This window comes from Pseudomonas sp. HS6 (assembly GCF_023375815.1).
Taxonomy (GTDB): Bacteria; Pseudomonadota; Gammaproteobacteria; order Pseudomonadales; family Pseudomonadaceae; genus Aquipseudomonas.
In genome coordinates, this window is the sequence record NZ_CP067412.1 from 5,724,782 (window position 1) to 5,748,759 (window position 23,978).

A 23,978-nucleotide genomic window follows, 5' to 3' on the forward strand; every position below is an offset into this window, starting at 1 on the left:
TCAGGAGTGACCTGTGGAAAAGTTTAAAGGCGCCATGCTGGTTGGCGCTCTGCGGCTGTTTGCCCTGCTTCCGTGGCGGGCCGTGCAGGCCGTGGGTTCGGCGATCGGCTGGATCATGTGGAAAACCCCCAACCGTTCCCGCGACGTGGTGCGGATCAACCTCGCCAAATGTTTTCCACAGATGGATCCGGCCGAACGTGAGCGTCTGGTCGGCCAGAGCCTGAAAGACATCGGCAAGTCCCTGACCGAAAGCGCCTGCGCCTGGATCTGGCCGGCCCAGCGTTCCATCGACCTGGTGCGCGAAGTCGTAGGCCTCGACATCCTCAAGGACGCATTGGCGTCCGGCAAAGGCGTGGTCGGCATCACCAGTCACCTGGGCAACTGGGAAGTGCTCAACCACTTCTATTGCAGCCAGTGCAAACCGATCATTTTCTACCGGCCGCCGAAGCTCAAGGCTGTGGATGAATTGCTGCGCAAGCAGCGGGTGCAACTGGGCAACCGCGTGGCGGCGTCGACCAAGGAAGGCATCCTCAGTGTCATCAAGGAAGTGCGCAAGGGCGGTCAGGTGGGGATTCCTGCGGACCCGGAACCAGCAGAATCAGCCGGGATCTTCGTGCCGTTCTTCGCCACCCAGGCCCTGACCAGCAAGTTCGTGCCGAACATGCTCGCCGGTGGCAAAGCTGTCGGGGTGTTCCTGCATGCGCTGCGTTTGCCGGACGGTTCCGGCTACAAGGTGATCCTGGAAGCCGCGCCGGAAGCGATGTACAGCACCGACACCGAAACGTCCTGCGCGGCGATGAGTCAGGTGGTCGAGCGTTATGTGGCGGCTTATCCGAGCCAGTACATGTGGAGCATGAAGCGCTTCAAGAAGCGTCCGCCGGGTGAGGCGCGCTGGTACTGATCGGCGATGTGCAATTGTGGATAACCTGACCAAACGGGTTATCCACAGCCGTTACGGCTTCTGCCGATCCAGCTTTTTCAGAAACACCGTCATTTCCTTCTCCGCCTGCTTGTCGCCATGGGCCCGGGCCGCTTCCAGCCCCTGTTCCCACGCCTGCCGCGCAGCCGCCAGATCACCCAGCGCCAGTTGCGCCTTGCCCAACAGTTTCCATGCTGCCGAGTACTTCGGATCGAAGCCGACACAACGCTGGAAATGCTCGGCCGCCCGCGCGTTCTCCCCCAGATCCAGATAACCCTTGCCCAAACCGAAGCGCAGTAAAGAGTTATCCACACCCTTGGCGAGCATTTTTTCCAGGGATTCGATCATCGGTCTCGCCTCTTGGTCGGTCAGAAGAAGCTCAATCCCACGTGGAACAGCTTCTCCACGTCGCGAATGTGCTTTTTATCCACAAGGAACAGAATCACGTGGTCGCCTGCGGCAATCACTGTGTCGTCATGGGCGATGATCACTTCTTCATCGCGGATGATCGCGCCGATGGTGGTCCCCGGCGGCAGGGCGATGTTTTCGATGGCCTTGCCGATGACCTTGCTCGACTTCGAATCACCATGGGCCACCGCTTCGATGGCTTCCGCCGCGCCCCGGCGCAAGGAGTGCACGCTGACGATATCGCCGCGCCGCACGTGGGCCAGCAAGGTGCCGATGGTCGCCAGTTGCGGGCTGATGGCGATGTCGATGTCGCCGCCCTGGATCAGGTCTACGTAGGCCGGGTTGTTGATGATCGTCATCACCTTCTTCGCGCCCAGGCGCTTGGCCAGCAACGACGACATGATGTTGGCTTCGTCATCGTTGGTCAGCGCGAGGAAGATGTCCGCGTCGGCAATGTTCTCTTCCAGCAACAGGTCGCGATCCGACGCGCTGCCCTGCAGCACCACAGTGCTGTCGAGGGTGTCGGACAGATAACGACAGCGCGCCGGGTTCATCTCGATGATCTTCACTTGGTAACGGCTTTCGATGGCCTCGGCCAGCCGCTCACCGATCTGCCCGCCGCCGGCGATGACGATACGTTTGTAGGTTTCGTCGAGGCGACGCATTTCGCTCATCACGGCGCGAATGTTCTCACGGGCGGCGATGAAGAAGACTTCGTCGTCGGCCTCGATCACCGTGTTGCCCTGGGGAAGAATCGGACGGTCACGACGGAAAATTGCCGCCACTCGGGTTTCCACATTCGGCATGTGTTCGCGCAACTGGCGCAGTTGCTGACCCACCAGCGGCCCGCCGTAATAGGCGCGCACCGCCACCAGTTGCGCCTGCCCCTCGGCGAAGTCGATCACCTGCAAGGCGCCGGGATGCTGGATCAGACGCTTGATGTAGTTGGTGACCACTTGCTCGGGGCTGATCAGCACGTCGACCGGGATCGCTTCGTTCTGGAACAGTTGCTCTTCGCGCGTCAGGTACGACGCTTCGCGTACCCGGGCAATCTTGGTCGGGGTGTGGAACAGGGTGTGGGCAACCTGACAGGCGACCATGTTGGTTTCGTCGCTGTTGGTCACCGCCACCAACATGTCGGCGTCGTCGGCGCCGGCCTGACGTAGCACGGTCGGCAGCGAGCCACGGCCCTGCACGGTGCGGATATCGAGACGGTCGCCAAGGTCGCGCAGACGGTCGCCATCGGTGTCGACCACGGTGATGTCGTTGGCTTCGCTGGCCAGATGTTCAGCCAGCGAACCGCCGACCTGCCCTGCACCGAGGATGATGATTTTCAACCCGTCACTCCATTGAATCCGTTTAGCCGCGCGCGGCAGCGATCTTGATCAGCTTGGCGTAGTAGAACCCGTCATGCCCGCCCTGCTGGGCCAGCAATTGGCGACCATGCGGCTGCTTGATCCCGGCCTGCGTGGCCAGATCCAGTTCCCGGGCGCCCGGCGTGCGCTCAAGGAACGCGCCGATGACTTCGGTGTTCTCGGTCGGCAAGGTCGAGCAGGTGGCGTAGAGCAGGACGCCGCCCACTTCGAGGGTCTTCCACATGGCGTCGAGCAACTCGCCTTGCAGTTGCGCGAGGGCGGCGATGTCGTCGGCCTGACGGGTCAGCTTGATGTCCGGGTGACGGCGGATCACCCCGGTGGCCGAGCATGGTGCGTCGAGCAGGATGCGCTGGAACGGTTTGCCGTCCCACCAGGTTGCCGTGTCGCGACCGTCGGCGGCGATCAGTTCGGCGTTCAGGCCGAGCCGTTCGAGGTTTTCCTTTACCCGCACCAGACGCTTGGCTTCCAGGTCCACCGCCACCACGCCGGCCAGCGCCGGTTCGGCTTCAAGGATGTGGCAGGTCTTGCCACCCGGCGCGCAGCAGGCGTCCAGCACCCGCTGGCCTGGCGCAAGGTCGAGCAAATCGGCAGCCAGTTGCGCGGCTTCGTCCTGCACGCTGATCCAGCCTTCAGCGAAACCCGGCAGGCTGCGCACATCGGCGGCAGCGTCGAGGATAATGCCGTCGCGGCTGAAAGTGCACGGTTGCGCGGCGATGCCTGCTTCAGTCAGCAGACCGAGGTAAGCGTCGCGGCTGTGATGAAGGCGATTGACCCGCAGGATCATCGGTGGATGCGCGTTGTTCGCCTCGCAGATGGCTTCCCACTGTTCAGGCCAGAAGGCCTTCAGGGATTTTTGCAGCCAGCGCGGGTGGGCGGTGCGCACCACCGGATCGCGTTCCAGTTCGGCGAAGATCGCCTCATGTTCGCGCTGGGCATTGCGCAGCACTGCGTTGAGCAAACCCTTGGCCCATGGCTTTTTCAGCTTGTCCGCGCAACCGACGGTTTCGCCGATGGCGGCGTGCGGCGGGACGCGGGTGTAGAGCAACTGATAGAGACCGACCAGCAACAGCGCCTCGACATCGGCGTCCGCAGCCTTGAACGGCTTCTGCAGCAGTTTTTCCGCCAGCGCCGACAAGCGTGGCTGCCAGCGGGCGGTGCCGAAAGCCAGATCCTGAGTGAAGCCGCGATCGCGATCCTCGACCTTGTCCAGCTGCGTCGGCAGGGAGCTGTTGAGCGAAGCCTTGCCGCTCAGAACGGCGGCGAGTGCCTTGGCGGCGGCCAGACGCGGGTTCATTGCGCGTCCACCGCTGCGCCAAGCACGATGCCGGTGGCGAATTTCTCACGACGGCTGTTGAACAAATCGCTGAAGTTCAGCGCCTTGCCGCCGGGCAATTGCAGGCGGGTCAGGCACAGCGCCTGTTCGCCACAGGCGACGAGAAGGCCGTCCTTGCTGGCGCCGAGGATGGTGCCCGGTGCGCCGTTGCCTTCGGCCAGCGTCGCCGCCAACACTTTCAGCGCTTCGCCATTGAGCGTGCTGTGGGTGATCGGCCATGGATTGAAGGCGCGGACCAGACGCTCCAGCTCGACGGCCGGGCGGCTCCAGTCGATGCGTGCTTCGTCCTTGTTCAGTTTGTGCGCGTAGGTGGCGAGGTCGTCGTTCTGCACTTCGCCTTCCAGGGTGCCAGCGGCCAGGCCGGCAATCGCTTGCACGACGGCAGGCGGGCCCATTTCGGCGAGGCGGTCGTGGAGGCTGCCGCCGGTGTCGTCGGCGCTGATCGGGGTCACGACCTTGAGCAGCATCGGACCGGTATCGAGGCCCGCTTCCATGCGCATTACGGTTACGCCGCTTTCGGCGTCGCCTGCTTCGACGGCGCGCTGGATCGGCGCCGCACCGCGCCAGCGTGGCAGCAGGGAGGCGTGGCTGTTGATGCAGCCCAGACGCGGAATATCCAGCACCACTTGCGGCAGGATCAGGCCGTAGGCAACCACCACCATCAAGTCAGGCTTCAGCTCAGCGAGCTCGGCCTGGGCGTCAGCGTTGCGCAGGGTCGGCGGCTGCAACACCTGGATATTGTTTTCCAGAGCGAGCTGTTTGACCGGGCTCGGCATCAGTTTTTGCCCACGACCGGCCGGGCGATCCGGTTGGGTGTAGACCGCAACGATCTCGTAAGGGCTGTCCAGCAGTGCCTTGAGGTGTTCGGCGGCGAATTCCGGGGTGCCAGCAAAAACGATGCGCAGTGGCTCAGTCATGGGGGAGTCTCATAAAAAGAAAAAGGCTTGCCGCAGCAAGCCTTTGGAGAGGGGCATCAAGCGTTCTGGCGGTGCTGCTTTTCCAGTTTCTTCTTGATCCGGTCGCGTTTGAGCGTGGACAGGTAATCGACGAACAACTTGCCGTTGAGGTGGTCGCATTCGTGCTGGATGCACACCGCGAGCAGACCTTCGGCGATCAGTTCGTAAGGCTTGCCGTCACGATCAAGCGCCTTGATCCTGACCTTCTGCGGGCGGTCGACGTTTTCGTAGAAGCCCGGCACCGAGAGGCAGCCTTCCTGGTACTGCTCCATTTCGTCGGTCAGCGATTCGAACTCGGGGTTGATGAACACCCGGGGTTCGGTGCGGTCTTCGGAAAGGTCCATCACGACGATACGTTTGTGCACGTTGACCTGGGTCGCGGCAAGGCCGATGCCCGGCGCTTCATACATTGTTTCAAACATGTCATCGACCAGTTGACGCACTTCGTCGTCCACTACAGCCACAGGTTTGGCGATAGTGCGCAGACGCGGGTCCGGAAATTCGAGGATGTTCAAAATGGCCATAAGCTTGATTGCTGCACGTGTGAGGTAAAGTCGGGTCGATGGCCTGGCGGGTCCGAAGATGCAGGCTACCGTTGTGAAACGTAGCTCCTTGAATTTCAGCATAGAGCAGGGAGCGAGCCACGGGGGCTCTGGCGTTTCACGCGAACGCACATAATAAAGGGATTCACCGCATGAGGAAATCACTACTCGCCCTGCTGTTTCTGGCTTCGGTCGGTACAGCGCACGGGCAAGTGCAACTCAAGGAAGGTTTTCCACAGCAATACACGGTGGTTTCGGGGGATACGCTCTGGGACATCTCCGGTAAATATTTGCGCGAACCCTGGCAGTGGCCGCAGCTGTGGCGGGCCAATCCGCAGATTGAAAACCCCAACCTTATCTATCCGGGCGACACGCTGACGCTCAGTTACGTCAACGGCCAGCCCCGCCTGACCCTCAATCGCGGGGTGTCGCGCGGCACCATCAAGCTGTCGCCCCGGATCCGCAGCAGCCCGGTGGCCGAGGCGATCCCGAGCATTCCGCTGAAATCCATCAACAGCTTTCTGCTGAGCAACCGCATCGTCGACAAGGTCGAGGACTTCGACAAGGCGCCGTACATCGTTGCCGGCGATGCCGAGCGCGTGCTCAGCGGCACCGGTGACCGGATCTTCGCCCGCGGGCATTTCGACCCGAACCAGCCGGTCTACGGGATCTTCCGCCAAGGCAAGGTCTACACCGATCCGCAGAGCAAGGAGTTCCTGGGGATCAACGCCGACGACATCGGCGGCGGTGAAATCGTCGCCACCGAGGGCGACGTCGCGACCCTGGCCCTGCAACGCACGACCCAGGAAGTGCGCCTCGGCGACCGTCTGTTCAGCGGCGAGGAACGCTCGATCAACTCGACCTTCATGCCCAGCGCTCCCACTACCGACATCAACGGTCTGATCATCGATGTGCCGCGCGGCGTTACGCAGATCGGCGCGATGGACGTGGTGACACTGAACAAGGGCAAACGCGACGGTCTGGCCGAGGGCAACGTGCTGGTGGTGATGAAAACCGGGGAAACCGTGCGTGACCGAATCACCGGCCAGCCGTTGAAAATCCCCGATGAACGCGCCGGATTGCTGATGGTGTTCCGCACCTACGACAAGCTCAGCTACGGCTTGGTATTGAACGCATCGCGCTCGTTGGCGGTGCTGGACAAGGTGCGAAATCCTTAGCTGGCTTCACAAGTTACCAACAGAGTTATCCACAGCTTGTTCCGAAAGGTTCGGGGCTTATAACGATCAAGGATGATCCATGATGATGCCTGTCTGTACACCGGTTTCCCCGGCGGAACTGGAAGCGCGTTTGCGCCTGCACCGTTTGCCGGAAATCGGCCCGAAACGTTTTTCCCGGTTGCTCGAAGCATTCGGCTCGGCCTCCAAGGCCATCAGTGCGCCGGCCAGTGCCTGGCGTTCGTTGGGCTTGCCGGTGGCGAGCGCCGACGCTCGCCGTTGCCCTGAAGTGCGCGACGGTGCCAGTCGCGCACTGGCCTGGCTAGAGCGCCCGGGCCAGCATTTGCTGATGTGGGACCAGCCGGATTACCCGGCATTGCTGGCGCAGATTCCTGATCCACCACCGCTGCTGTTTGTGGCCGGTGACACTTTTATTCTGGAAAAACCACAGCTGGCGATGGTCGGTAGTCGCCGCGCTTCACGTCCGGGCATGGACACCGCTACGGCGTTTGCCCGCAGTCTGGCCGGAGCCGGTTTCGTCATCACCAGTGGCCTGGCGCTTGGCATCGATGCCGCGGTGCATCAAGCCGCGCTCGACGTCGGCGGGCAAACCGTGGGTGTGCTGGGCACCGGCCTGGAAAAATTTTATCCACAGCGCAATCGGCGGCTGGCGGACGCGATGATTGCCTCGGGCAGTGCGGTGATTTCGGAGTTTCCACTGGACGCCGGGCCGACCGCGAGCAACTTCCCCAGGCGCAACCGGATCATCAGCGGTTTGTCCCTCGGCGTATTGGTGGTTGAGGCCAGTGTGGCCAGTGGTTCGCTGATCACCGCGCGACTGGCGGCGGAACAGGGCCGCGAGGTCTATGCGATCCCGGGTTCGATCCATCACCCCGGCGCGCGCGGTTGCCATCAACTGATCCGCGATGGCGCGGTGCTGGTGGAAACCATCGAACACATCCTCGAGGCCCTGCGTGGCTGGCAGCTCTTGCCGGTGTCCACGACCGCAGCGGCCACGGACAATCTGCTGCTAAGTCTGCTGCATGCCGCGCCCCACACCAGCGAGGGCCTGGCCGACAGCAGTGGCTGGGCGTTGCCCAAAGTCTTGGCGGCGTTGACCGAATTGGAGATGGATGGCCGCGCGGTGTGTGAAAACGGCCGCTGGTTTGCGCGGGTAAGCTAGGTTTTACATTGAAGATCGGTAAACTGCGCAAAACCTGTTTTCGGAGAGTTTTTCATGGTCAACAGTTGGCGTGTGCAACAAGCCGCACGAGAGATTCGCGCCGGGGCGGTGATTGCCTATCCAACCGAAGCCGTCTGGGGGCTGGGGTGCGATCCGTGGAATGAAGAAGCGGTGGATCGTTTGTTGGCGATCAAGAACCGCTCGGCGGACAAAGGGCTGATCCTGGTCGCCGACAACATTCGTCAGTTCGATTTCCTGTTCGAGGATTTCCCCCAGGACTGGATCGACCGTATGGCCAGTACCTGGCCGGGTCCGAACACTTGGCTGGTGCCGCATCAGAATCTTTTGCCGGAGTGGGTGACTGGAGTGCACGACACCGTGGCGCTGCGAGTCAGCGATCATCCGCAGGTGCGGGATCTGTGCTCGCTGGTCGGGCCGTTGATTTCGACCTCGGCCAATCCGCAGGGGCGTCCGGCGGCGAAGAGTCGCTTGCGGGTCGAGCAGTATTTCCGTGGTCAGATCGATCTGGTGCTCGGCGGAGCGCTTGGCGGACGCAAGAACCCGAGTCTGATTCGGGATCTGGCCACCGGCAATGTCGTGCGCCCAGCCTGATATCACCCTTGGTTAATTCTGTGAGTACTCCTCGGCTTCCATAGCGAGGAGTACTACGCATGCCTGCGATTTTTCCTTCATGGAACTGAAAATACAGCGTGTTTTTATAGTTTGAATTTTTCCTTTCTATGTCAGATGAATCGGTAAGTATTCATTTGTTGTAATTTTTCCGACGTTATTCTCAGAAGTCGCGCAGTGGCGATTTTTCTAAAACCATTCATTATTTCAATGCGCTCAGAAAACTTCGATAAGTTAACGGCTGCGGGGAAGAAATGGATATCAGGGATTTGCAATTAACGGACTGTCTGCAGGCACTACAGGCGACCTTGAAAAGTCGTTATGAAAGTTATCGTATCGTTATTCTTGAAGCTGGATCAGATACGCAAGAGTTTGAACAGTTTGTTGCTCGTCATTTTAGACTGCGATTGCAGCACTACATGTTGACACCCAAAGCCAGGTCGTTTGAGACACGCCTGGCTATTAGCTCGCGCAGCACCCACTTTTTGTTATATCTGCACGACAGACTCATGGCGGTATTGAGAGTGACCCCATCTCCGTTCGAATGGGTATCACTGGCGCAGCAGCATGTTTCTCCTACCGTGGCGCTGTCGCGCCATGTCGAGTTCAGCCGCTTGATCAGTCACTCGCAAAATCAATTCCCGATGTCGGTCAACGGCCTGCTGGCGGCCGCCACCGAATGGGCGATCAAACACGGTTATGAAGGCGTTACCGCCCTCTGCCGATCACCGCAACGGCGATTCTTCCAGCGCTTCGGCCTGACGCCGATCACTTCCGATGCTCTACACATCGAACACCGCAAACGCGGTGATTACTGGCTGCTTTCAGCTCAATGGCAGCATATTTTCACCGCGCTTCAACAACCCACTCACCTACTCGCCAACCCATCGGAGAAACACGTTGATGAATGTGCCCCTCAGTTTTAACCAACAGTTAAGCCTGCTCGATGAACGAATCGAAAAGTCATGGGCCGATATTCTGGAGAACTCGCGGCTGGTAAAGGCCATTCGCGAGGGCTGTGTTTCCAGAGCGTTATATGCAATCTACATGATCGAAACTTTTCACTACACGGCACACAATGCGCGTAATCAGGGATTGGTGGGCGTTCGACATGCGGATAATCCGGTGTACGCAAAATTCTGCTTTGAACATGCGGCACAGGAAGTTGGTCATGAAAAAATGGCATTACACGATGTCATGAGTCTTGGTCTGAAAAATGAAGTATTTGATATTCCATCTGCACTTCCAGAGACTGATGTATTGATTGCCTATCTGTACTGGATTTCTTTTACTGGTAATCCATTACAGCGGCTTGGTTATAGTTATTGGGCAGAAAATGCCTACCAGTTCATTACTCCGCTTATTGACCGTCTGAGTGAAACGTTGGAGCTGAAATCCTCTCAACTGACATTCTTCGTTGCACATTCCGACATCGATCTCGAGCACTTCAACGAAATCAAACTCATGCTGCAGCGCACCTGCAAGCGTCAGGACGATTGGGAGGCCATTGCCACAGTCATGGAAACCAGCCTGCGCCTGACCGGCAACATGCTTGAGGCCGTTTATGAGCAGTATGAAGCCTGGCAAAAAGGGCTGGCACCCCGCTATGACTTCCTTCACGCCCTGGACAACCAATGAAGACCTCACGCCCATGTTCATATCAGGTGGCTGGAGGTAGACATGGCTGACTATTTCAACCAGCTCAACTACACGTTGGGGGATGAGGATACCTCGCTCGAGTATGCGATCCTGCCCAGGCATGCCCGACACGTGCTGGGAATTGCCGGATGCGGCGGGCGCCTGTTGCCGCTGCTGGCCGCCACCCCGTTACGCATGACCTGTACCGATATCAGTGCGCCGCAACTGGCGTTCACCCGGTTGCGACTGGCGCTACTGGAACAGACCGATCACGAGTCGTTCATGGATTTCATGGGCTATCGGAGGGAAGGTCTGAGGGCACGGCGACGATCCATTTTTCAGCAATTGATCTTACCGCCCGAGGACCGTCGCTGGTTGTCCGGGTTGTTCCAGTCCCGGCACTGGGAAGCGCCGATTTACATGGGCGCATTCGAGCAGACCCTGAAGCGGCTGGCGAAGATCACCGGGCTGTTTACCGGCAAAGCGGGTCGGGGCATTTTTCAGTTCGGCTGTCTTGAAGAACAATCGGAATATTACCGAAAGCGTTTTCCGCTCAAGCGCTGGAAGGCCGTGATCGCTTTGCTGGGCAACGCAGCAGTACTCAATTCGCTGTTGTACAAAGGCTCGTTTCCCCCCAACAACCTCGGTATCAGTTCCCGCTCGGCCTATCTGGAAATTTTCCATAGGTTGTTCACCTCTCAGGTGGTCCGCGAGAGCTTTTTCCTGCAAATGCTGTTTTTCGGCGAACTGCGCTATCCGCAAGGCTTCCCGCTGGAGTGCGACCCGGAGATTTTCCAGCGTGCCCGTGAGGGGCTTCTACAGTGCGAGTTACGTGTGGTGCAGGCTGACATCCTCGACTGCGTTGCAGGGCAAACCGGGATCGATTTCGTCTCGCTGTCGGACGTGCCTTCCTTCCTGCCCGAAACGGCCGGTCCCCATGTTCTGCAGCGCCTTGCCCCGGCGCTCTCGGAAAACGCGCGGGTGGTCATGCGTGGCCATCTGCATGTGGTTCAACCCGATTGTGCAGGCTTCTGCGATATCACCCATCAGTACCAGGCAGAGATCGCACGAGAAAAAACCCAGCTCTGGCGTGTGCAGGTCTATCGCCGGACAGCCGCTATGCAGGTATCCCGATGACCACCTTTCAATCGACCGTCAATTGGGTCAAAAACCGTGTCCGGCAATCTCGGGACGATCAGCAGCAGTTATTCGATGCCGGGTTGAACGGTCTGAAGCTGGTCAAGCGTGAAGGCAAGGAGATCGAACTCGACAGCGGCGAACGGCTGACGGAGTTTCTCTCATGCTCTTATCTGGGGCTGGAGTGTGATCCACGCTTGATTCACGGTGCCGTGAGCGCCGCCGAAGCCTTCGGCGTGCAGTTCGCTGCCGCGCGAACCCGAGTCCTGATGCCTCCCATGCGTGAGCTGGATGAACAACTGAACCAGATATTTCAGGGGCATACGGTCACCTTCAACTCGGTGGGCAGTGCACATCTCGGCTGCCTGCCGCTGTTCGGTTCCGGTGAGATGCCTTCCTATCCCATGCGTCGTGGCCCCTGCTGGATTGTTGACCGCGCGGCGCATGCCTCGATGCAGGTGCTGCAAGGCATTCTCTGGCAGTTCGGCCCGGTACAGCGCTGCGATTGCAGCGATGTGGAGCAAGTGGAGGAAGCGTGTTCGACGGCGGCGGCAGCGGGTAACACGCCCGTTATCCTGACCGACAGCATTGGCTCGATGCGCGGTTTATATCCGGTCAACCGCCTGCTGCAACTGGCGGAGCGTTTCGAGGGATATCTCTATGCGGATGACGCCCACGGTACCTCGATCCACGGAGTGGCAGGGGGTGGTTATGCATTGGCCGCTGCTGAAGAACGGTTACGCGGTCGGCTGATCCTCCTGTCGTCTCTTTCCAAGGCATTCGGTGCAACCGGTGGAGCGATCACTGTGCGCACGGCGGGCGATGCCGAGTTGATTAGAAGCCACGCCTCGACTTATACGTTTGGCGGACCGCTTTCCATGGGGGGAGTAGGTGCGGCAGTCGCCTCCGGGAAAATCCACCTGTCGCCGGAGCTGGGTCAGTTGCAGGCCGCCCTGTGGCGAAATATTGCCGTGATTGACGGTCTGCTGGGGCCGGTGCTGGGCAATCATCAGGTCGAGTCCCCCATTCGTTTCGTCCGCGTCGGGGCCGAGAGAGACGCGATCTGTCTGGCGCGACATTTGCGCCGGCAGGGCATGGCGGTCACTACCGCACTGTTCCCGGTAGTGGCCAAGGGCGAGGCGATTCTGCGTCTGGCCATCAGCGCGAGCCACAGTCAGCTCCAGCTGGAATCTCTGGCAAACGCTGTCCGTAGCGGATTCGATGAGCTAGGCATTCGTCAGGGAGGGCGGTGCAATGAGCAATGATCCACTGATGGATTTATCGGCCGAGGCTCTCGCGCAAAAATTGGCTCACGCGCGATCACTGCCATGGTTTCGTGCGCTGTATCCCCGGATCCTGGAGGTGCAGACATTGGCTGATCTGCATCGACTGCCGGTTCTGGCGGTGGAAGACGAATCCGGCGGCGTGCTGTTTTGCACCCTCGGCGAAGCTTCACACCGAGCGTCAGGCGGAGGACTGACCCTGACATCGGGCGGCAGCACCGGCAATCGCAAACAGATCACCCATTCCTGGGCGTTCAACACCGCAATCGTGCCCTTGGGGGCACGGATGTTTGGTGTGACGGACGAGCGCCCCGGCGTGGTTATCAACTGCCTGACGGCCGGGGAAATGCAGGGTGCCTTTCAATACGCGGCAGCCATCGCCCAGCACGTAGGCGCACGCCTGTTGCCTGCCGGCTCACAGATGGGCGTGCAGCGCGTAGCCGAGTTGATTCAGTCACACGCGGCCGATGCGCTGATGTGCACTCCCTCCTTTGCCACAGCGTTGTTCAATCATGCGAATGTCGGCGCAGAGCAGTTGGGCAGTTTGAAATGGCTTTACTACATCGGGGAGTCCTGTGGGAAGGGGCTGCGTGATCAGTTGGCCCAGGATTGGCCCAAGCTGAAAATTCGCTCGTTAGGCTACAGCTCGACAGAAACGGGCCCCATCGGCTTTCAGTGTGCACACCTTGAGCACGGTTTTTATCATCTGCATGCCGACGCCATGCTGCTCGAAGTGGTTGACCCTTTGACCCTGCAAGCTTTGGCTGAAGAGCAAACCGGTGAATTCCTGCTGACGCCCCTGCTACCCGATCACGCGCCGCTGTTTCGCTACAGGATCGGGGATCGTGGGCGAATCCTGCGCACGATCACGAAATGTGCGTGTGGCAGTTCCATGCCGGTCCTGGCCCTCGAAGGGCGGGTCGAAACATCGATCAAACTGGGCGGCGCGATCATCACTCAGCGGCAGGTACTGCACGCACTCCGGCAGCTCCTGCCTGAGTTGGACCCTTCAGATGTCCAGGTGCAGATTGATCGAGAGCCCGGTGGTGCATGTCTACGTCTGGCTATCGCTGAGGACAGACTGACAGTCGTCACGCATACCTTTATCGAAGGTGCGTTGCAGGTCGAAGGGCAGGCAAGTGCATTACTCAGGCTGCCCGGCGTGTTGGGGCTGGAGGTGAAGCGTCTTGCCCGTCAGGCATTCGAAACCACCCTGACCGGCAAGACACCGTTTTTTGCAGAGTTGCCACAGACCCCGGCCAAGTCATGACGATTGGCCGGAGAAGTCTGTCGTCAGGGCAGCAGAACGGTGGAGCCCGTGGTGCGTCGCGCCGACAACTCGGTCTGTGCCTTCGCCGCATCAGCCAGCGGATAACGCTGGCTGATATCCACCTTCAGCTTGCCGCTGGTGATCATCCCGAACAGCTCATCCGCCATGCGTTGCAGGTTCTCGGCATTGTTGGCGTAGGTCGCCAGGGTTGGCCGGGTCACGTACAGCGAACCTTTCGCCGACAGAATCCCCAGGTTTACCCCGTCCACCGCGCCAGACGCGTTGCCAAAGCTCACCACCAGACCACGTGGCGCTGCGCTGTCCAGCGAGGCCGGCCAGGTGTCCTTGCCGACGCCGTCGTAGACCACCGGGACTTTTTTCCCGTCGGTCAGTTCCAGCACCCGCTGGGCGACGTTTTCGTGGCTGTAGTCGATGGTTGCCCAGGCGCCATGGGCCTTGGCCAGATCGGCTTTCGCTTGCGAGCTGACGGTGCCGATCAGCTTCACGCCCAGGGCCTTGGCCCATTGGCAGGCCAGCAAACCGACGCCGCCAGCCGCTGCGTGGAACAGAATGGTTTCGCCGCCCTGCAGTTCATAGGTCTGACGCAACAGGTACTGCACGGTCAGGCCCTTGAGCATCACCCCGGCAGCGGTTTCGAAGCTGATGGCGTCCGGCAGTTTCACCAGATTGGCCTCGGGAAGAATGTGAACATCGCTGTATGCGCCCAACGGGCCGCTGCCGTAAGCCACGCGGTCACCGACCTTGAACCGGGTGACGGCGCTGCCTACCGCTTCGACGATGCCCGCGCCTTCCGAGCCCACGCCCGACGGCAGTGCCGGTGGCGCGTAGAGACCGCTGCGGTAGTAGGTGTCGATGAAGTTCAGGCCGATGGCCTTGTTGCTCACGCGAACCTGCTGCGGGCCGGGCTCAGCAGGTTGATAATCAACATACTCAAGCACTTCGGGGCCGCCATGGGCGCGGAACTGGATTCGCTTGGCCATCTGCCTACTCCTTGGGACGATTTGGAAGGCCCCTATCGAACTCCCATGCTTGATCTTCGTCAACTGCGGCGTGTCGACCTGCGATGGTATGCTACGCGCCCATTTGCGCGGGGCGCCGCGCAGTTACGCCCCGATCCAAGGTGATGCCATGACGACCCGCACCGACGCCGTAAAGGCCTATCTGCTCGACCTGCAAGACCGCATCTGCGCCGCGCTGGAATCTGAAGACGGCGGCACGCGCTTCGTCGAAGACGCCTGGAACCGTCCGGCCGGCGGTGGCGGTCGCACCCGGGTGATCGAGAACGGCACGGTGATCGAAAAGGGCGGTGTCAACTTTTCCCACGTCTTCGGCAGTGGCCTGCCACCGTCGGCCAGCGCCCATCGACCGGAACTGGCCGGCCGCGGTTTCGAAGCCCTCGGCGTGTCGCTGGTGATCCACCCGCATAACCCGCATGTGCCGACGTCCCACGCCAACGTGCGCTTTTTCATCGCCGAGAAGGAAGGTGAAGAGCCGGTCTGGTGGTTCGGCGGTGGTTTCGACCTGACGCCGTACTACGGCAACGAAGAAGACTGCATCCACTGGCACCGCGTTGCCGAGCAGGCCTGCGCGCCGTTCGGCCCGGACGTCTACCCGCGCTACAAAGCCTGGTGCGACACCTATTTCCACATCAAGCACCGCCATGAACCTCGGGGCATCGGCGGTCTGTTCTTCGATGACCTGAACGAGTGGGACTTCGACACCAGCTTCGCCTTCATGCGCGCCATCGGCGATGCGTACATCGACGCTTACCTGCCGATCGTGCAACGCCGCAAGAATGACGCGTTCACCGCCCAACAACGCGAGTTCCAGGAATTCCGTCGCGGCCGCTACGTCGAGTTCAACCTGGTTTACGACCGTGGCACCCTGTTCGGCCTGCAATCGGGCGGGCGTACCGAGTCGATCCTCATGTCGCTGCCACCGCAAGTACGCTGGGCCTACGACTGGAAAGCCGAGCCGGGCAGCGAAGAAGCGCGCCTGACCGACTACTTCCTGCAAGATCGCGACTGGCTGGCCAAGGCCTGAGGATTTCTGATGGATCGTTACGTCGTTTTCGGTAACCCGATCGGTCACAGCAAGTCGCCGATGATTCACAAACTGTTCGCCGAACAGACCGGACACAGCCTTGACTACAACACCCTGCTGGCACCGCTCGACGATTTTTCCGGCTGCGCCACGGCGTTTTTCCAGGAAGGTCGCGGCGCCAACGTGACCGTGCCGTTCAAGGAAGACGCCTATCGCCTGGCCAACAGCCTGACCGCACGTGCCCAGCGCGCGGGTGCGGTGAATACCTTGAGCAAACTCGCCGACGGCAGCCTGCTCGGCGATAACACCGACGGTGCCGGGCTGGTGCGGGACCTGACGGTCAACGCCGGGTTCAGCCTCACCGGCAAACGCATTCTGCTGTTGGGTGCGGGCGGCGCGGTGCGCGGTGCATTGGAGCCGTTGCTGGCGGAAAAGCCGGCCTCGGTGATCATCGCCAATCGCACGGTGGACAAGGCCGAGCTGCTGGCCGAACTGTTCTGTGATCTGGGGCCGGTGTCGGCCAGCGGTTTCGACTGGTTGCGCGAGCCGGTAGACGTGATCATCAACGCCACCTCTGCCAGCCTCACCGGCGACGTGCCGCCGATTGCCGCGAGTCTGATCGAGCCAGGCAAGACCCTGTGCTACGACATGATGTACGGCAAGGAGCCGACCGCGTTCTGCCGCTGGGCCAGTGAGCATGGCGCGGGCGTGGTGATGGACGGGTTGGGCATGCTGGCGGAACAGGCAGCAGAAGCTTTCTTCCTGTGGCGCGGCGTCCGGCCGGATACGACGCCGGTTCTGGCTGAATTGCGTCGGCAGCTGGCGGAATAATACCCGTGGGAGAGAGCTTGCTCGCGATGAAGTCTCCAGATCCAGCATCAATCTGACAGACAGACCGCCATCGCGAGCAAGCTCGCTCCCACAATGGGTTCTTCTTCAATCTTCGAAGCGGATCGGGCATTTCTCCGGCCCTTCGAGTTTGCGCAATTCCTCCACCACCTGCGGTCGCGCCTGACGCAATGTCAGGCTGCGATCCTGGCGCAGCAGACGCCGGGCTTCTTGATGGAGCATTTCCACGCCGGAATAGTCGATGAAGTTAATCTGCTGAGCCTCGATCACCACCCGCGCGCCGTGCATCCGCTGCAGGCGCACTTGCAGGTAGTGGCTGGCGCCGAAAAAAATCGAGCCGCCGACCCGCAGCACATCATCTTCGCCATCGCGCCAATGCTGCACCCGGGGTTGCGAGGTGCGCTTGAGGTAGAAAAACAGCGAGGCCAGCACACCGGCGTAAATCGCCGTCTGCAATTCCAGCAGCAAGGTAGCGACGCAGGTCAGGCCCATCACCACAAACTCCGCCCGGCTGACCCGCAGCAGCGCACGAATGCCACGATGATCCACCAGTCCCCAGGCGATCAACAGAATGCTGCCAGCCATGGCAGGAATCGGAATGTGTGCGATCAGCCCGGCACCGAAGATCGCGAACAACGCCACCCACAACGCCGAAAACACCCCGGCCAGCGGCGAACAGGCCCCGGCCTCGTAGCTCAGCCCGGAACGGGTGAACGAGCCGGCGGACAACGATCCCGAAAAGAACGCCCCGACAATATTGGAAAGCCCCTGCGCGCGGACTTCCTGATTGGCATCGAGCAATTGTTGCGAACGCGCGGCAATCGAGCGGGCAATAGACAGGCTGGTGACCAACCCGAGCATGCCCACCGCTACGGCGCTGGGCAGCAGACGCAGGACCAGATCCAAATCCAGTGGCAGCCCGCTGAATGGCGGCAGGCGCCCGACAAACGCGCTGACCAACTGAACGTGGCCGAACATCGCCGGCCATAGCCACACCACCAGGCTGCCGAGCACCAGTGTCATCAACAGTGTCGGCCAGCGTGGCAGCCATTGTTTAAGCAACGCACCGATTATCACTGTGGCAATACCGAGGGCCAGCGACGGTTTATCCACAGCCCCGAGATGACGCAGCAAGTCCATCAGGCTGGCCAGCGCCGTTGACTTGGCCGGCAGATCCAGTCCCAACAGGTTCGGCAACTGACCGATGGCAATCACCACCGCCGCCCCCAGGGTGAAACCCAGCACCACCGAGTGCGAGACGAAATTCACCAGCGCGCCGAAGCGCAACAGGCCGAGCAACCACTGGAAAATCCCGGCGAGAAACGTCAGCAGCAGGATCAGGGTTATGTAGTCCTGTGACGCAGGCACGGCCAATGGGCTGACACTGGCAAACAGAACAATGGAAATCGCCGCTGTCGGCCCGCAGATCAGATGCCACGACGAGCCCCACAGGCAGGCGATCAGTACCGGGATGATCGCGGCATAGAGGCCGTACTCGGGTGGGAGGCCGGCGATGAGCGCGTAGGCAATCGACTGGGGCAACGCGAGAATCGCGCCGCTGAGGCCGACGATCAGGTCCCGCCCGACGCTGGCGCGGGTTTGCCGGGGCAGCCAGGTCAGGAAGGGGAACAGTGAGCGGCGGCTGGGGAGGGCCATGGATCCTCTCGGTTTGGGATTGGTGGTGTGTGAAGGGTATCAGGGTGTCAGTCAGGAACAGCCCCTCACCCTAACCCTCCCGAAACGTCGGACCGCCCGGAGGGAGAGGGGACTGACCGCGGTGAATATATGGCTTACGGCGACCTGAAATATCGAGTCAAACTCAGGTTTTGAATGGCCCCCAATCGGCTCCCTTTCCCCCTCGCCCCCTTGGGGGCGGTCCGACGTTTCGGGAGGGCTGGGGTGAGGGGGGAAATCTCCAGTCGATCACCGATTTCGAAAACCTCACGATCAGAGCTTGGCTTTGACTGCCGCCAACGCATCCTTCCCATCCACCGTCTTCACCCCATCAAGCCACTTATCCAAAACCCCCGGATTCGCCTTGATCCAAGCCTTCACAGCATCCGCATTGCTGACTTTCTTGTTCACCACCTCGGCCATGATGCTGTTCTCCATCTCCTGAGTGAACGAAAGATTGGTCAGCAATTTACCCACATTCGGACAGGCCTGGGCGTAGCCCTTGCGGGTCAGGGTGTAGACGCTGCCCGTGTCGCCGAAGTACTTCTCGCCACCCTTGAGGTAGTGCATTTTCAGCTGCACGTTCATCGGGTGCGGGGTCCAGCCGAGGAAGGTGACGAATTTCTGTTTCTTCACCGCTCGCGAGACTTCGGCAAGCATCGCCTGTTCGCTGGACTCGATCAGCTTCCACTGTCCCAGGTCGAAGTCGTTCTTCTTGATGATCTCTTGCAGCGAGATGTTCGCCGGCGCGCCGGAGCCGATGCCGTAGATCTTCTTCTCGAACTTGTCGGCGAATTTGTTCAGGTCGGCAAAGTTATGCACACCCGCATCCCACACGTAATCCGGCACGGCCAGGGTGAACTCGGTGCCATCAAGGTTCTTCGCCAGTTGGGTGACATCACCGGTGGCCACGAACTTGTCGTAGAAGCCCTGCTGCGCCGGCATCCAGTTGCCGAGGAACACGTCAACCTGGCCATCCTTCAGGCCGCCGAAGGTGATCGGCACCGCGAGGGTGTCGACCTTGGCCTTGTAGCCCATGCCATCCAGCAGAAACCCGGTGATGGCGTTGGTCGCGGCGATGTCGCTCCAGCCGGGATCGGCCATTTTCACCGTGTCGCAGCTCTCGGCGAACGCGGATGCGCTGCCCAGTGCCAACAGACTGACCGTCACGACTGTGGATAACTTGACCATGGACTTCCCCTTAACGTTATTGGTTTTGGCAGGGTTGTGGATAACGGGCCTTGCGCTCCAGATCATCGAGGTCGATGTGGTTGCGCATGTACTGCTGACTGGCGTCCACCAGCGGCTGGTGATCCCAGCTCTTCAGCTTGCCGATCGTCAGCGCCTCGGCAACGAAACGCCGACGGCGCTGGCTTTCGAGAACATCGCGGTGGATCGCTGGAATGTCCCACTTGGCACGTGCCTCAGCGAGAAAGTCGTCGAAAAGCTGGCGATGTTGCGGTGATTGGCTGAGTTCTTCCTGCTCGCGTGGATCGTTATCCACATCGAAGAGTAGGCAAGGGTCGGTTTCGCTGTAGATAAATTTGAAAGCGCCACGGCGGATCATCATCAGCGGGCTGACGGTGCCTTCGGCCATGTATTCGCCGAACACTTCGTCATGACCGCCCTGCCCTTGCAGGTGCGAAACCAGCGAACGACCGTCCAGCGGCAGGTTCGGCTCCAGGCTGCCGCCGGCCAGTTCCACGAAGGTCGGCAACAGGTCGGCGGTGGACACGGCGGCGCTGACGCGGCCCGATTTGAACTGACCGGGCGCACTTATCAACAGGGGCACCCGGGCGGCCATTTCGAACCAGTGCATTTTGTACCAGAGCCCACGCTCGCCGAGCATGTCACCATGGTCGCCGGAGAACACGATGATGGTGTCATCGATCAGCCCGGTATCTTCGAGGGTTTGCAGAAGTTTGCCGACGTTGGCGTCGATATAACTGCATGCACCGAAATACGCCCGACGGGCATCGCGGATCTTTTCCACAGGCAGCGGCTTGTCCCACAGGTCGTAGACCTTGAGCAACCGCTGGGAATGCGGGTCGAGTGAATGCGGATCCGGCGTCGTCGGAAGCGGGATATCTGCATCGTCGTACAAATCCCAGAATGCCTTGGGAATCGTGTATGGGTCGTGGGGGTGAGTCATCGACACGGTCAGGCAGAACGGCCGGTTGCCGTCCTCACGGATATGGTCGAACAGGTACTGCTGAGCCTTGAACACCACCTCTTCGTCGAAGTCGAGCTGATTGGTGCGCACGCAGGGCCCGGCCTGCAACACCGAGGACATGTTGTGATACCAGCTCGGCCGCACATCAGGCTCATCCCAGTTCACCGCCCAGCCGTAGTCAGCGGGATAGATGTCGCTGGTCAGGCGTTCTTCGTAGCCGTGCAGTTGATCCGGCCCGCAGAAATGCATCTTGCCCGACAGCGCGGTGCGATAGCCGAGACGTCGCAGGTAATGGGCGTAAGTCGGAATGTCGGCGGGGAAATCGGCGGCGTTATCGTAGGCGCCGATCTTGCTCGGCAACTGGCCACTGACCAGGGTAAATCGCGACGGCGCGCACAGCGGGCTGTTGCAGTATGCGGCCTCGAACACCACGCCTTGTTCGGCGAGGCGGCTGAGATTTGGCAGTTTGATCGGCGACGGGCCGTAGAACGGCAACATTGGCGCGGCCATTTGATCGGCCATGATGAAGAGAATGTTCTTGCGCTTCATGTGATCGCGGCATTCCATAGTGAAAATTTATGCGACATTGCTGCGATCGAGCATGGATTCCCCGCAATATCCGGTAAAGCCCGCGCCGGACAATGACTAGGATAAGCACAGCTTATGTATGAAGCCCTCGGTGATTTGTCGCTGGATCTACTGCGCGCCTTCGAGGCAGCAGCCCGCCATCGCAGTTTTACTGCGGCGGCGGTGGAGCTCGGAACCACCCAACCGGCGATCAGTCAGCAGATCAAACGGCTTGAGGAACAGCTCGGAACACGGCTGTTCGACCGGATCTACCGAGGTATCGAGCTGACCGAGGTCGGTTCGATCCTTTTCGAGCAAGTCACCCTCGGTTTGCAGAATATCGACGCAGGATTGAGCGCGATCAGCGCACAACAGCAGCATGAAGTGCTGCAGGTCGCCACCGATTTCGCCTTTGCCGCGTACTGGTTGATGCCGCGTCTGCATCGTTTTCACGAGGCCAATCCGCAAGTGGACGTGAGCTTGGTCACCAGCGAGCGCAATCACAACATGCTGCGCCCGGATATCGACGTTGCCGTGCTGTTCGGCGACGGTCGCTTCAAACAGGGCGAAAGTCATTGGCTGTTCAGTGAAGAAGTGTTCCCGGTGTGCAGCCCGCAATTGCTCAAGGATCGCTCTCTGCCCTTGCCGGCTCAGGCGTTGCTTGAGTTTCCCCTGCTGCATCTGCGCGGCGAGAACAGCAGCAACTGGTTCGACTGGAGCGGGCTGTTCCGCGAACTCGGCATCAACACGCCGCCGGCGCCGGGGCAGCTGCGTTTCGACAACTACACCTTGCTGATTCAAGCGGCGATTGGCGGCCAAGGTGTGGCCATCGGCTGGCGGCACCTTGTGGATAACTTGCTGGCGCAGGGTTTGTTGTGTCGGCCGATTGCCGAGACCACCCTCTCCCGCCTCGGTTATTACGTGGTGCTTCCGCAGCGTAAACGGCGTGGGGCGTTGATTCAGCAGTTTGTCGATTGGTTGAGGGCCGAGCAGGCCAGCAGCGCGCAGTCGCTGACGGGAATGGAGTTGCCTTCGATCGCGGTGTGATCAGGCGCCTGACGCCGCGACAAAACTCACGTGCTCGCCTACATGCAGATTCAGCCGCAGCTCATCGACAATACCGACCGCTACCCGGTTCAGGCGCTCCAGCGGTTCGGCCAGCCCCGGCTCGAGACTGCTGCTGACCTGACTGAAATGCTCGATGGTCAGCCCCGCCACTCCACGCGGCGCATTGACCAGGGTCCAGCGCAGCGGACTGCCTTGCAGGGCTTCACGGATTTCCTCGGCGGCATGACGTTGCAGGCGATCATCCAGGTCCGGCTCGTCCAGCAGCGCGAAATCCCCCACCACAAACAAGCGCGACACGTTCGCCGCTTGCAGGCCGTCGATCAACGCGTCCACCGCCAGCACCTGTTCCACCGGCCCGAGCACCACAGACTTTTCCACATGATCGCTGCTGAACGGCAGGCCCGGCGCATCGAGCAGACAGATCACCGCCGAGCTGCCGGCAACGCTCTGGTTGACCCGCTCGGCATCGAACAGATCGCCGCTTTTGGTGCGCAGGCCCGGGCGTGGCGCCAGAGCCGTCAGGTCGTCGAGGATGGCGATGACTTCGTGCTGGCGGCGCAGCAGTTCAGCCATCAACGCACTGCCCAGGCTACTCATGGCACCATAGAGCACCACTTTCACCGCCGGGGTTTCGGCATTCTTCATGGCTGAGGTCCTTTGTTTTCCCTTGTATGGCGTGTGACATACGGCCAACGCCGAGGGTTCGAACCGATTCAGAGGGTTTGCGATGCAGACGATCAAGGGTTATCACGCCCACATTTATTACGACGCCAGCACGATCGAACAGGCGCGGGCGCTGTGTGAGCAGGCGGCAGCGCTGTTTCCATTAAAGATGGGCCGCGTGCATGAACGCCCGGTGGGTCCGCACCCGGACTGGAGCTGCCAACTGGCCTTCGGCCCGGATCTGATCGGCGACGTGTTGCCGTGGCTGGCGCTCAATCGCAAGGGATTGGTGGTGTTCCTGCACCCGGACACCGGCGATGACTTGCTCGACCACACCGAGCACGCGATCTGGATGGGCGCGATGCGGCCGCTGGATCTGTCTATTTTTTAATCAGATGGTTTCTTCAGGCTCGCCAGGTAAATGCTCATCCAGATGCAGCCACGGCAACTGGCTGTCGGTCCAGATGTGCCGCTCGGCGGCGGCTTGCTCCGGGTGATCCAGGGTGGCGACGGTCAGATCGATGCTCTCGGGGCTGAGCAACGTCACCAGCGCCAGTTGCGCGCCGCAGTTCGGGCAGAAGAACCGTGCGCAACTCGTCGAGGAGTCGTAGCGCGAGGGTTTCCCGGCCAGCCACTGAAAGTTCGCCGCCGGCAGCGTGATCCAGGTGGTGACGATGCCACCGCTGACCTTTCGGCAAATCGAGCAATGACAGTGGGCAATGTCGCGCAAGGTTCCGCTTAACTGATAGCGAATATGTCCGCAATGGCAGCCGCCGCTGTGCAATTCACTCATCGTCCCGCCCTCCCGTTCCCGTGTTCATTGACTCTAGCCGCATCCGACGGCCGGTTGGCCATTCGCCCGAAGCTTTCATCGGCGAAAGGTAGCTGAAAGGTTCCCCGATTAGGATCGCCGCCACTACCGGCAACAGACCGGTTGGCCAACGCGTGTGATTGCTCGCACGTCAGGCCCAATTAACAACAACAATGGTGATTCTGATGTCTTCTGTAGCCCGCCTCCTCGCTCCAACTCCGCCCGTACGTCTCGTGCTTCCCGTTCTGCGCTGATCCCG

General features: G+C 60.6%; 24 protein-coding genes. 13 read left to right on the forward strand and 11 right to left on the reverse strand.

Annotation, left to right across the window (positions count from 1 at the left end):
- Window positions 1–13: 13 nt before the first annotated feature.
- Window positions 14–901 carry a lysophospholipid acyltransferase gene (locus tag JJN09_RS26015; RefSeq protein WP_249484336.1) on the forward strand — a complete coding sequence of 296 codons (888 nt, stop codon included), beginning with the start codon at window positions 14–16 and terminating at the stop codon, window positions 899–901.
- Window positions 902–952: 51 nt separating this feature from the next.
- Here the strand turns inward: JJN09_RS26015 and JJN09_RS26020 are convergent, their stop codons facing one another.
- From JJN09_RS26020 to def, 5 genes are read right to left on the reverse strand one after another with little or no spacing between them, the layout of a single operon-like run.
- Window positions 953–1,267 (reverse strand): tetratricopeptide repeat protein, encoded by a 315-nt coding sequence (locus tag JJN09_RS26020; protein WP_249484337.1) that lies wholly within the window; start codon window positions 1,265–1,267, stop codon window positions 953–955.
- A 20-nt stretch (window positions 1,268–1,287) separates the two neighbouring features.
- Window positions 1,288–2,664 (reverse strand): Trk system potassium transporter TrkA, encoded by a 1,377-nt coding sequence (gene trkA, locus JJN09_RS26025; RefSeq protein WP_249484338.1) that lies wholly within the window; start codon window positions 2,662–2,664, stop codon window positions 1,288–1,290.
- Window positions 2,665–2,686: 22 nt separating this feature from the next.
- Window positions 2,687–3,997: a 16S rRNA (cytosine(967)-C(5))-methyltransferase RsmB gene (gene rsmB, locus JJN09_RS26030; RefSeq protein ID WP_249484339.1), complete on the reverse strand. Its 1,311-nt coding sequence runs from the start codon at window positions 3,995–3,997 to the stop codon at window positions 2,687–2,689.
- A complete protein-coding gene (gene fmt, locus JJN09_RS26035; RefSeq protein WP_249484340.1) occupies window positions 3,994–4,953 on the reverse strand; it encodes a methionyl-tRNA formyltransferase in 960 nt (319 codons plus the stop codon). The genes rsmB and fmt overlap by 4 nt, the downstream gene beginning before the upstream one ends.
- A gap of 56 nt (window positions 4,954–5,009) precedes the next feature.
- Window positions 5,010–5,516: a peptide deformylase gene (gene def / locus JJN09_RS26040; protein ID WP_085696605.1), complete on the reverse strand. Its 507-nt coding sequence runs from the start codon at window positions 5,514–5,516 to the stop codon at window positions 5,010–5,012.
- Between the two features lie 170 nt (window positions 5,517–5,686).
- Here def and JJN09_RS26045 point away from each other — a divergent pair, with 170 nt between their 5' ends.
- From JJN09_RS26045 to JJN09_RS26080, 8 genes are all read left to right on the forward strand, one after another.
- A complete protein-coding gene (locus tag JJN09_RS26045) occupies window positions 5,687–6,712 on the forward strand; it encodes a LysM peptidoglycan-binding domain-containing protein (RefSeq protein ID WP_249484341.1) in 1,026 nt (341 codons plus the stop codon).
- 79 nt (window positions 6,713–6,791) lie between these two features.
- A complete protein-coding gene (dprA, locus tag JJN09_RS26050; protein WP_249484342.1) occupies window positions 6,792–7,892 on the forward strand; it encodes a DNA-processing protein DprA in 1,101 nt (366 codons plus the stop codon).
- A 54-nt stretch (window positions 7,893–7,946) separates the two neighbouring features.
- The gene (locus tag JJN09_RS26055) at window positions 7,947–8,504 is read left to right on the forward strand and encodes an L-threonylcarbamoyladenylate synthase (RefSeq protein ID WP_249484343.1); all 558 of its coding nucleotides are present in this window, start codon (window positions 7,947–7,949) and stop codon (window positions 8,502–8,504) included.
- A 272-nt stretch (window positions 8,505–8,776) separates the two neighbouring features.
- Window positions 8,777–9,448 carry a hypothetical protein gene (locus tag JJN09_RS26060; RefSeq protein WP_249484344.1) on the forward strand — a complete coding sequence of 224 codons (672 nt, stop codon included), beginning with the start codon at window positions 8,777–8,779 and terminating at the stop codon, window positions 9,446–9,448.
- On the forward strand, window positions 9,426–10,160 hold the full coding sequence (locus JJN09_RS26065; RefSeq protein WP_249484345.1) for an iron-containing redox enzyme family protein: 735 nt from the start codon (window positions 9,426–9,428) through the stop codon (window positions 10,158–10,160). Before JJN09_RS26060 ends, JJN09_RS26065 begins: the two co-directional genes overlap by 23 nt.
- Window positions 10,161–10,202: 42 nt before the next feature.
- Complete coding sequence (locus tag JJN09_RS26070) at window positions 10,203–11,297, forward strand: DUF3419 family protein (RefSeq protein ID WP_249484346.1); 1,095 nt, start codon at window positions 10,203–10,205, stop codon at window positions 11,295–11,297.
- On the forward strand, window positions 11,294–12,562 hold the full coding sequence (locus tag JJN09_RS26075; protein WP_249484347.1) for an aminotransferase class I/II-fold pyridoxal phosphate-dependent enzyme: 1,269 nt from the start codon (window positions 11,294–11,296) through the stop codon (window positions 12,560–12,562). The genes JJN09_RS26070 and JJN09_RS26075 overlap by 4 nt, the downstream gene beginning before the upstream one ends.
- On the forward strand, window positions 12,552–13,850 hold the full coding sequence (locus JJN09_RS26080; RefSeq protein ID WP_249484348.1) for a phenylacetate--CoA ligase family protein: 1,299 nt from the start codon (window positions 12,552–12,554) through the stop codon (window positions 13,848–13,850). Before JJN09_RS26075 ends, JJN09_RS26080 begins: the two co-directional genes overlap by 11 nt.
- 23 nt (window positions 13,851–13,873) lie before the next feature.
- Here JJN09_RS26080 and JJN09_RS26085 read toward each other — a convergent pair whose 3' ends face one another.
- Window positions 13,874–14,851 carry an NADPH:quinone reductase gene (locus JJN09_RS26085; RefSeq protein ID WP_249484349.1) on the reverse strand — a complete coding sequence of 326 codons (978 nt, stop codon included), beginning with the start codon at window positions 14,849–14,851 and terminating at the stop codon, window positions 13,874–13,876.
- A 148-nt stretch (window positions 14,852–14,999) separates the two neighbouring features.
- Between JJN09_RS26085 and hemF the strand changes: the two genes are divergently transcribed.
- Together hemF and aroE are read left to right on the forward strand one after the other, a co-directional pair.
- Complete coding sequence (gene hemF / locus JJN09_RS26090; RefSeq protein ID WP_249484350.1) at window positions 15,000–15,914, forward strand: oxygen-dependent coproporphyrinogen oxidase; 915 nt, start codon at window positions 15,000–15,002, stop codon at window positions 15,912–15,914.
- 9 nt (window positions 15,915–15,923) lie between these two features.
- Window positions 15,924–16,745, forward strand: coding sequence for a shikimate dehydrogenase (gene aroE / locus JJN09_RS26095; RefSeq protein WP_249484351.1), 822 nt, complete (start codon window positions 15,924–15,926; stop codon window positions 16,743–16,745).
- Between the two features lie 105 nt (window positions 16,746–16,850).
- Here the strand turns inward: aroE and JJN09_RS26100 are convergent, their stop codons facing one another.
- From JJN09_RS26100 to betC, 3 genes are all read right to left on the reverse strand, one after another.
- The gene (locus tag JJN09_RS26100; protein WP_249484352.1) at window positions 16,851–18,419 is read right to left on the reverse strand and encodes a SulP family inorganic anion transporter; all 1,569 of its coding nucleotides are present in this window, start codon (window positions 18,417–18,419) and stop codon (window positions 16,851–16,853) included.
- A 291-nt stretch (window positions 18,420–18,710) separates the two neighbouring features.
- Entirely contained in the window at window positions 18,711–19,628 is a 918-nt protein-coding gene (gene choX / locus JJN09_RS26105; protein WP_249484353.1) for a choline ABC transporter substrate-binding protein, read from the reverse strand.
- Between the two features lie 16 nt (window positions 19,629–19,644).
- Window positions 19,645–21,159 carry a choline-sulfatase gene (betC, locus tag JJN09_RS26110; protein ID WP_249484354.1) on the reverse strand — a complete coding sequence of 505 codons (1,515 nt, stop codon included), beginning with the start codon at window positions 21,157–21,159 and terminating at the stop codon, window positions 19,645–19,647.
- Window positions 21,160–21,273: 114 nt separating this feature from the next.
- Here betC and JJN09_RS26115 point away from each other — a divergent pair, with 114 nt between their 5' ends.
- The gene (locus JJN09_RS26115) at window positions 21,274–22,224 is read left to right on the forward strand and encodes a LysR family transcriptional regulator (protein ID WP_249484355.1); all 951 of its coding nucleotides are present in this window, start codon (window positions 21,274–21,276) and stop codon (window positions 22,222–22,224) included.
- Here JJN09_RS26115 and JJN09_RS26120 read toward each other — a convergent pair whose 3' ends face one another.
- Window positions 22,225–22,890 (reverse strand): NAD(P)-dependent oxidoreductase, encoded by a 666-nt coding sequence (locus JJN09_RS26120; RefSeq protein ID WP_249484356.1) that lies wholly within the window; start codon window positions 22,888–22,890, stop codon window positions 22,225–22,227.
- Window positions 22,891–22,972: 82 nt separating this feature from the next.
- Here JJN09_RS26120 and JJN09_RS26125 point away from each other — a divergent pair, with 82 nt between their 5' ends.
- On the forward strand, window positions 22,973–23,299 hold the full coding sequence (locus tag JJN09_RS26125) for a DOPA 4,5-dioxygenase family protein (protein WP_249484357.1): 327 nt from the start codon (window positions 22,973–22,975) through the stop codon (window positions 23,297–23,299).
- On the opposite strand, the gene JJN09_RS26130 is transcribed toward JJN09_RS26125, so the two are convergent.
- Window positions 23,300–23,701, reverse strand: coding sequence for a GFA family protein (locus tag JJN09_RS26130; protein WP_249484358.1), 402 nt, complete (start codon window positions 23,699–23,701; stop codon window positions 23,300–23,302).
- Between the last annotated feature and the right edge of the window lie 277 nt (window positions 23,702–23,978).

What these genes read in the sequence shown, in the direction of transcription:
- JJN09_RS26020 (WP_249484337.1), bottom strand. Translation starts at nt 1,267, where the DNA reads ATGATCGAATCCCTGGAAAAAATGCTCGCCAAGGGTGTGGATAACTCT.
- rsmB (WP_249484339.1), bottom strand. Translation starts at nt 3,997, where the DNA reads ATGAACCCGCGTCTGGCCGCCGCCAAGGCACTCGCCGCCGTTCTGAGC.
- fmt (WP_249484340.1), bottom strand. Translation starts at nt 4,953, where the DNA reads ATGACTGAGCCACTGCGCATCGTTTTTGCTGGCACCCCGGAATTCGCC.
- def (WP_085696605.1), bottom strand. Translation starts at nt 5,516, where the DNA reads ATGGCCATTTTGAACATCCTCGAATTTCCGGACCCGCGTCTGCGCACT.
- JJN09_RS26045 (WP_249484341.1), top strand. Translation starts at nt 5,687, where the DNA reads ATGAGGAAATCACTACTCGCCCTGCTGTTTCTGGCTTCGGTCGGTACA.
- dprA (WP_249484342.1), top strand. Translation starts at nt 6,792, where the DNA reads ATGATGATGCCTGTCTGTACACCGGTTTCCCCGGCGGAACTGGAAGCG.
- JJN09_RS26055 (WP_249484343.1), top strand. Translation starts at nt 7,947, where the DNA reads ATGGTCAACAGTTGGCGTGTGCAACAAGCCGCACGAGAGATTCGCGCC.
- JJN09_RS26060 (WP_249484344.1), top strand. Translation starts at nt 8,777, where the DNA reads ATGGATATCAGGGATTTGCAATTAACGGACTGTCTGCAGGCACTACAG.
- JJN09_RS26065 (WP_249484345.1), top strand. Translation starts at nt 9,426, where the DNA reads ATGAATGTGCCCCTCAGTTTTAACCAACAGTTAAGCCTGCTCGATGAA.
- JJN09_RS26070 (WP_249484346.1), top strand. Translation starts at nt 10,203, where the DNA reads ATGGCTGACTATTTCAACCAGCTCAACTACACGTTGGGGGATGAGGAT.
- JJN09_RS26075 (WP_249484347.1), top strand. Translation starts at nt 11,294, where the DNA reads ATGACCACCTTTCAATCGACCGTCAATTGGGTCAAAAACCGTGTCCGG.
- JJN09_RS26080 (WP_249484348.1), top strand. Translation starts at nt 12,552, where the DNA reads ATGAGCAATGATCCACTGATGGATTTATCGGCCGAGGCTCTCGCGCAA.
- JJN09_RS26085 (WP_249484349.1), bottom strand. Translation starts at nt 14,851, where the DNA reads ATGGCCAAGCGAATCCAGTTCCGCGCCCATGGCGGCCCCGAAGTGCTT.
- hemF (WP_249484350.1), top strand. Translation starts at nt 15,000, where the DNA reads ATGACGACCCGCACCGACGCCGTAAAGGCCTATCTGCTCGACCTGCAA.
- aroE (WP_249484351.1), top strand. Translation starts at nt 15,924, where the DNA reads ATGGATCGTTACGTCGTTTTCGGTAACCCGATCGGTCACAGCAAGTCG.
- JJN09_RS26100 (WP_249484352.1), bottom strand. Translation starts at nt 18,419, where the DNA reads ATGGCCCTCCCCAGCCGCCGCTCACTGTTCCCCTTCCTGACCTGGCTG.
- choX (WP_249484353.1), bottom strand. Translation starts at nt 19,628, where the DNA reads ATGGTCAAGTTATCCACAGTCGTGACGGTCAGTCTGTTGGCACTGGGC.
- betC (WP_249484354.1), bottom strand. Translation starts at nt 21,159, where the DNA reads ATGAAGCGCAAGAACATTCTCTTCATCATGGCCGATCAAATGGCCGCG.
- JJN09_RS26115 (WP_249484355.1), top strand. Translation starts at nt 21,274, where the DNA reads ATGTATGAAGCCCTCGGTGATTTGTCGCTGGATCTACTGCGCGCCTTC.
- JJN09_RS26120 (WP_249484356.1), bottom strand. Translation starts at nt 22,890, where the DNA reads ATGAAGAATGCCGAAACCCCGGCGGTGAAAGTGGTGCTCTATGGTGCC.
- JJN09_RS26125 (WP_249484357.1), top strand. Translation starts at nt 22,973, where the DNA reads ATGCAGACGATCAAGGGTTATCACGCCCACATTTATTACGACGCCAGC.
- JJN09_RS26130 (WP_249484358.1), bottom strand. Translation starts at nt 23,701, where the DNA reads ATGAGTGAATTGCACAGCGGCGGCTGCCATTGCGGACATATTCGCTAT.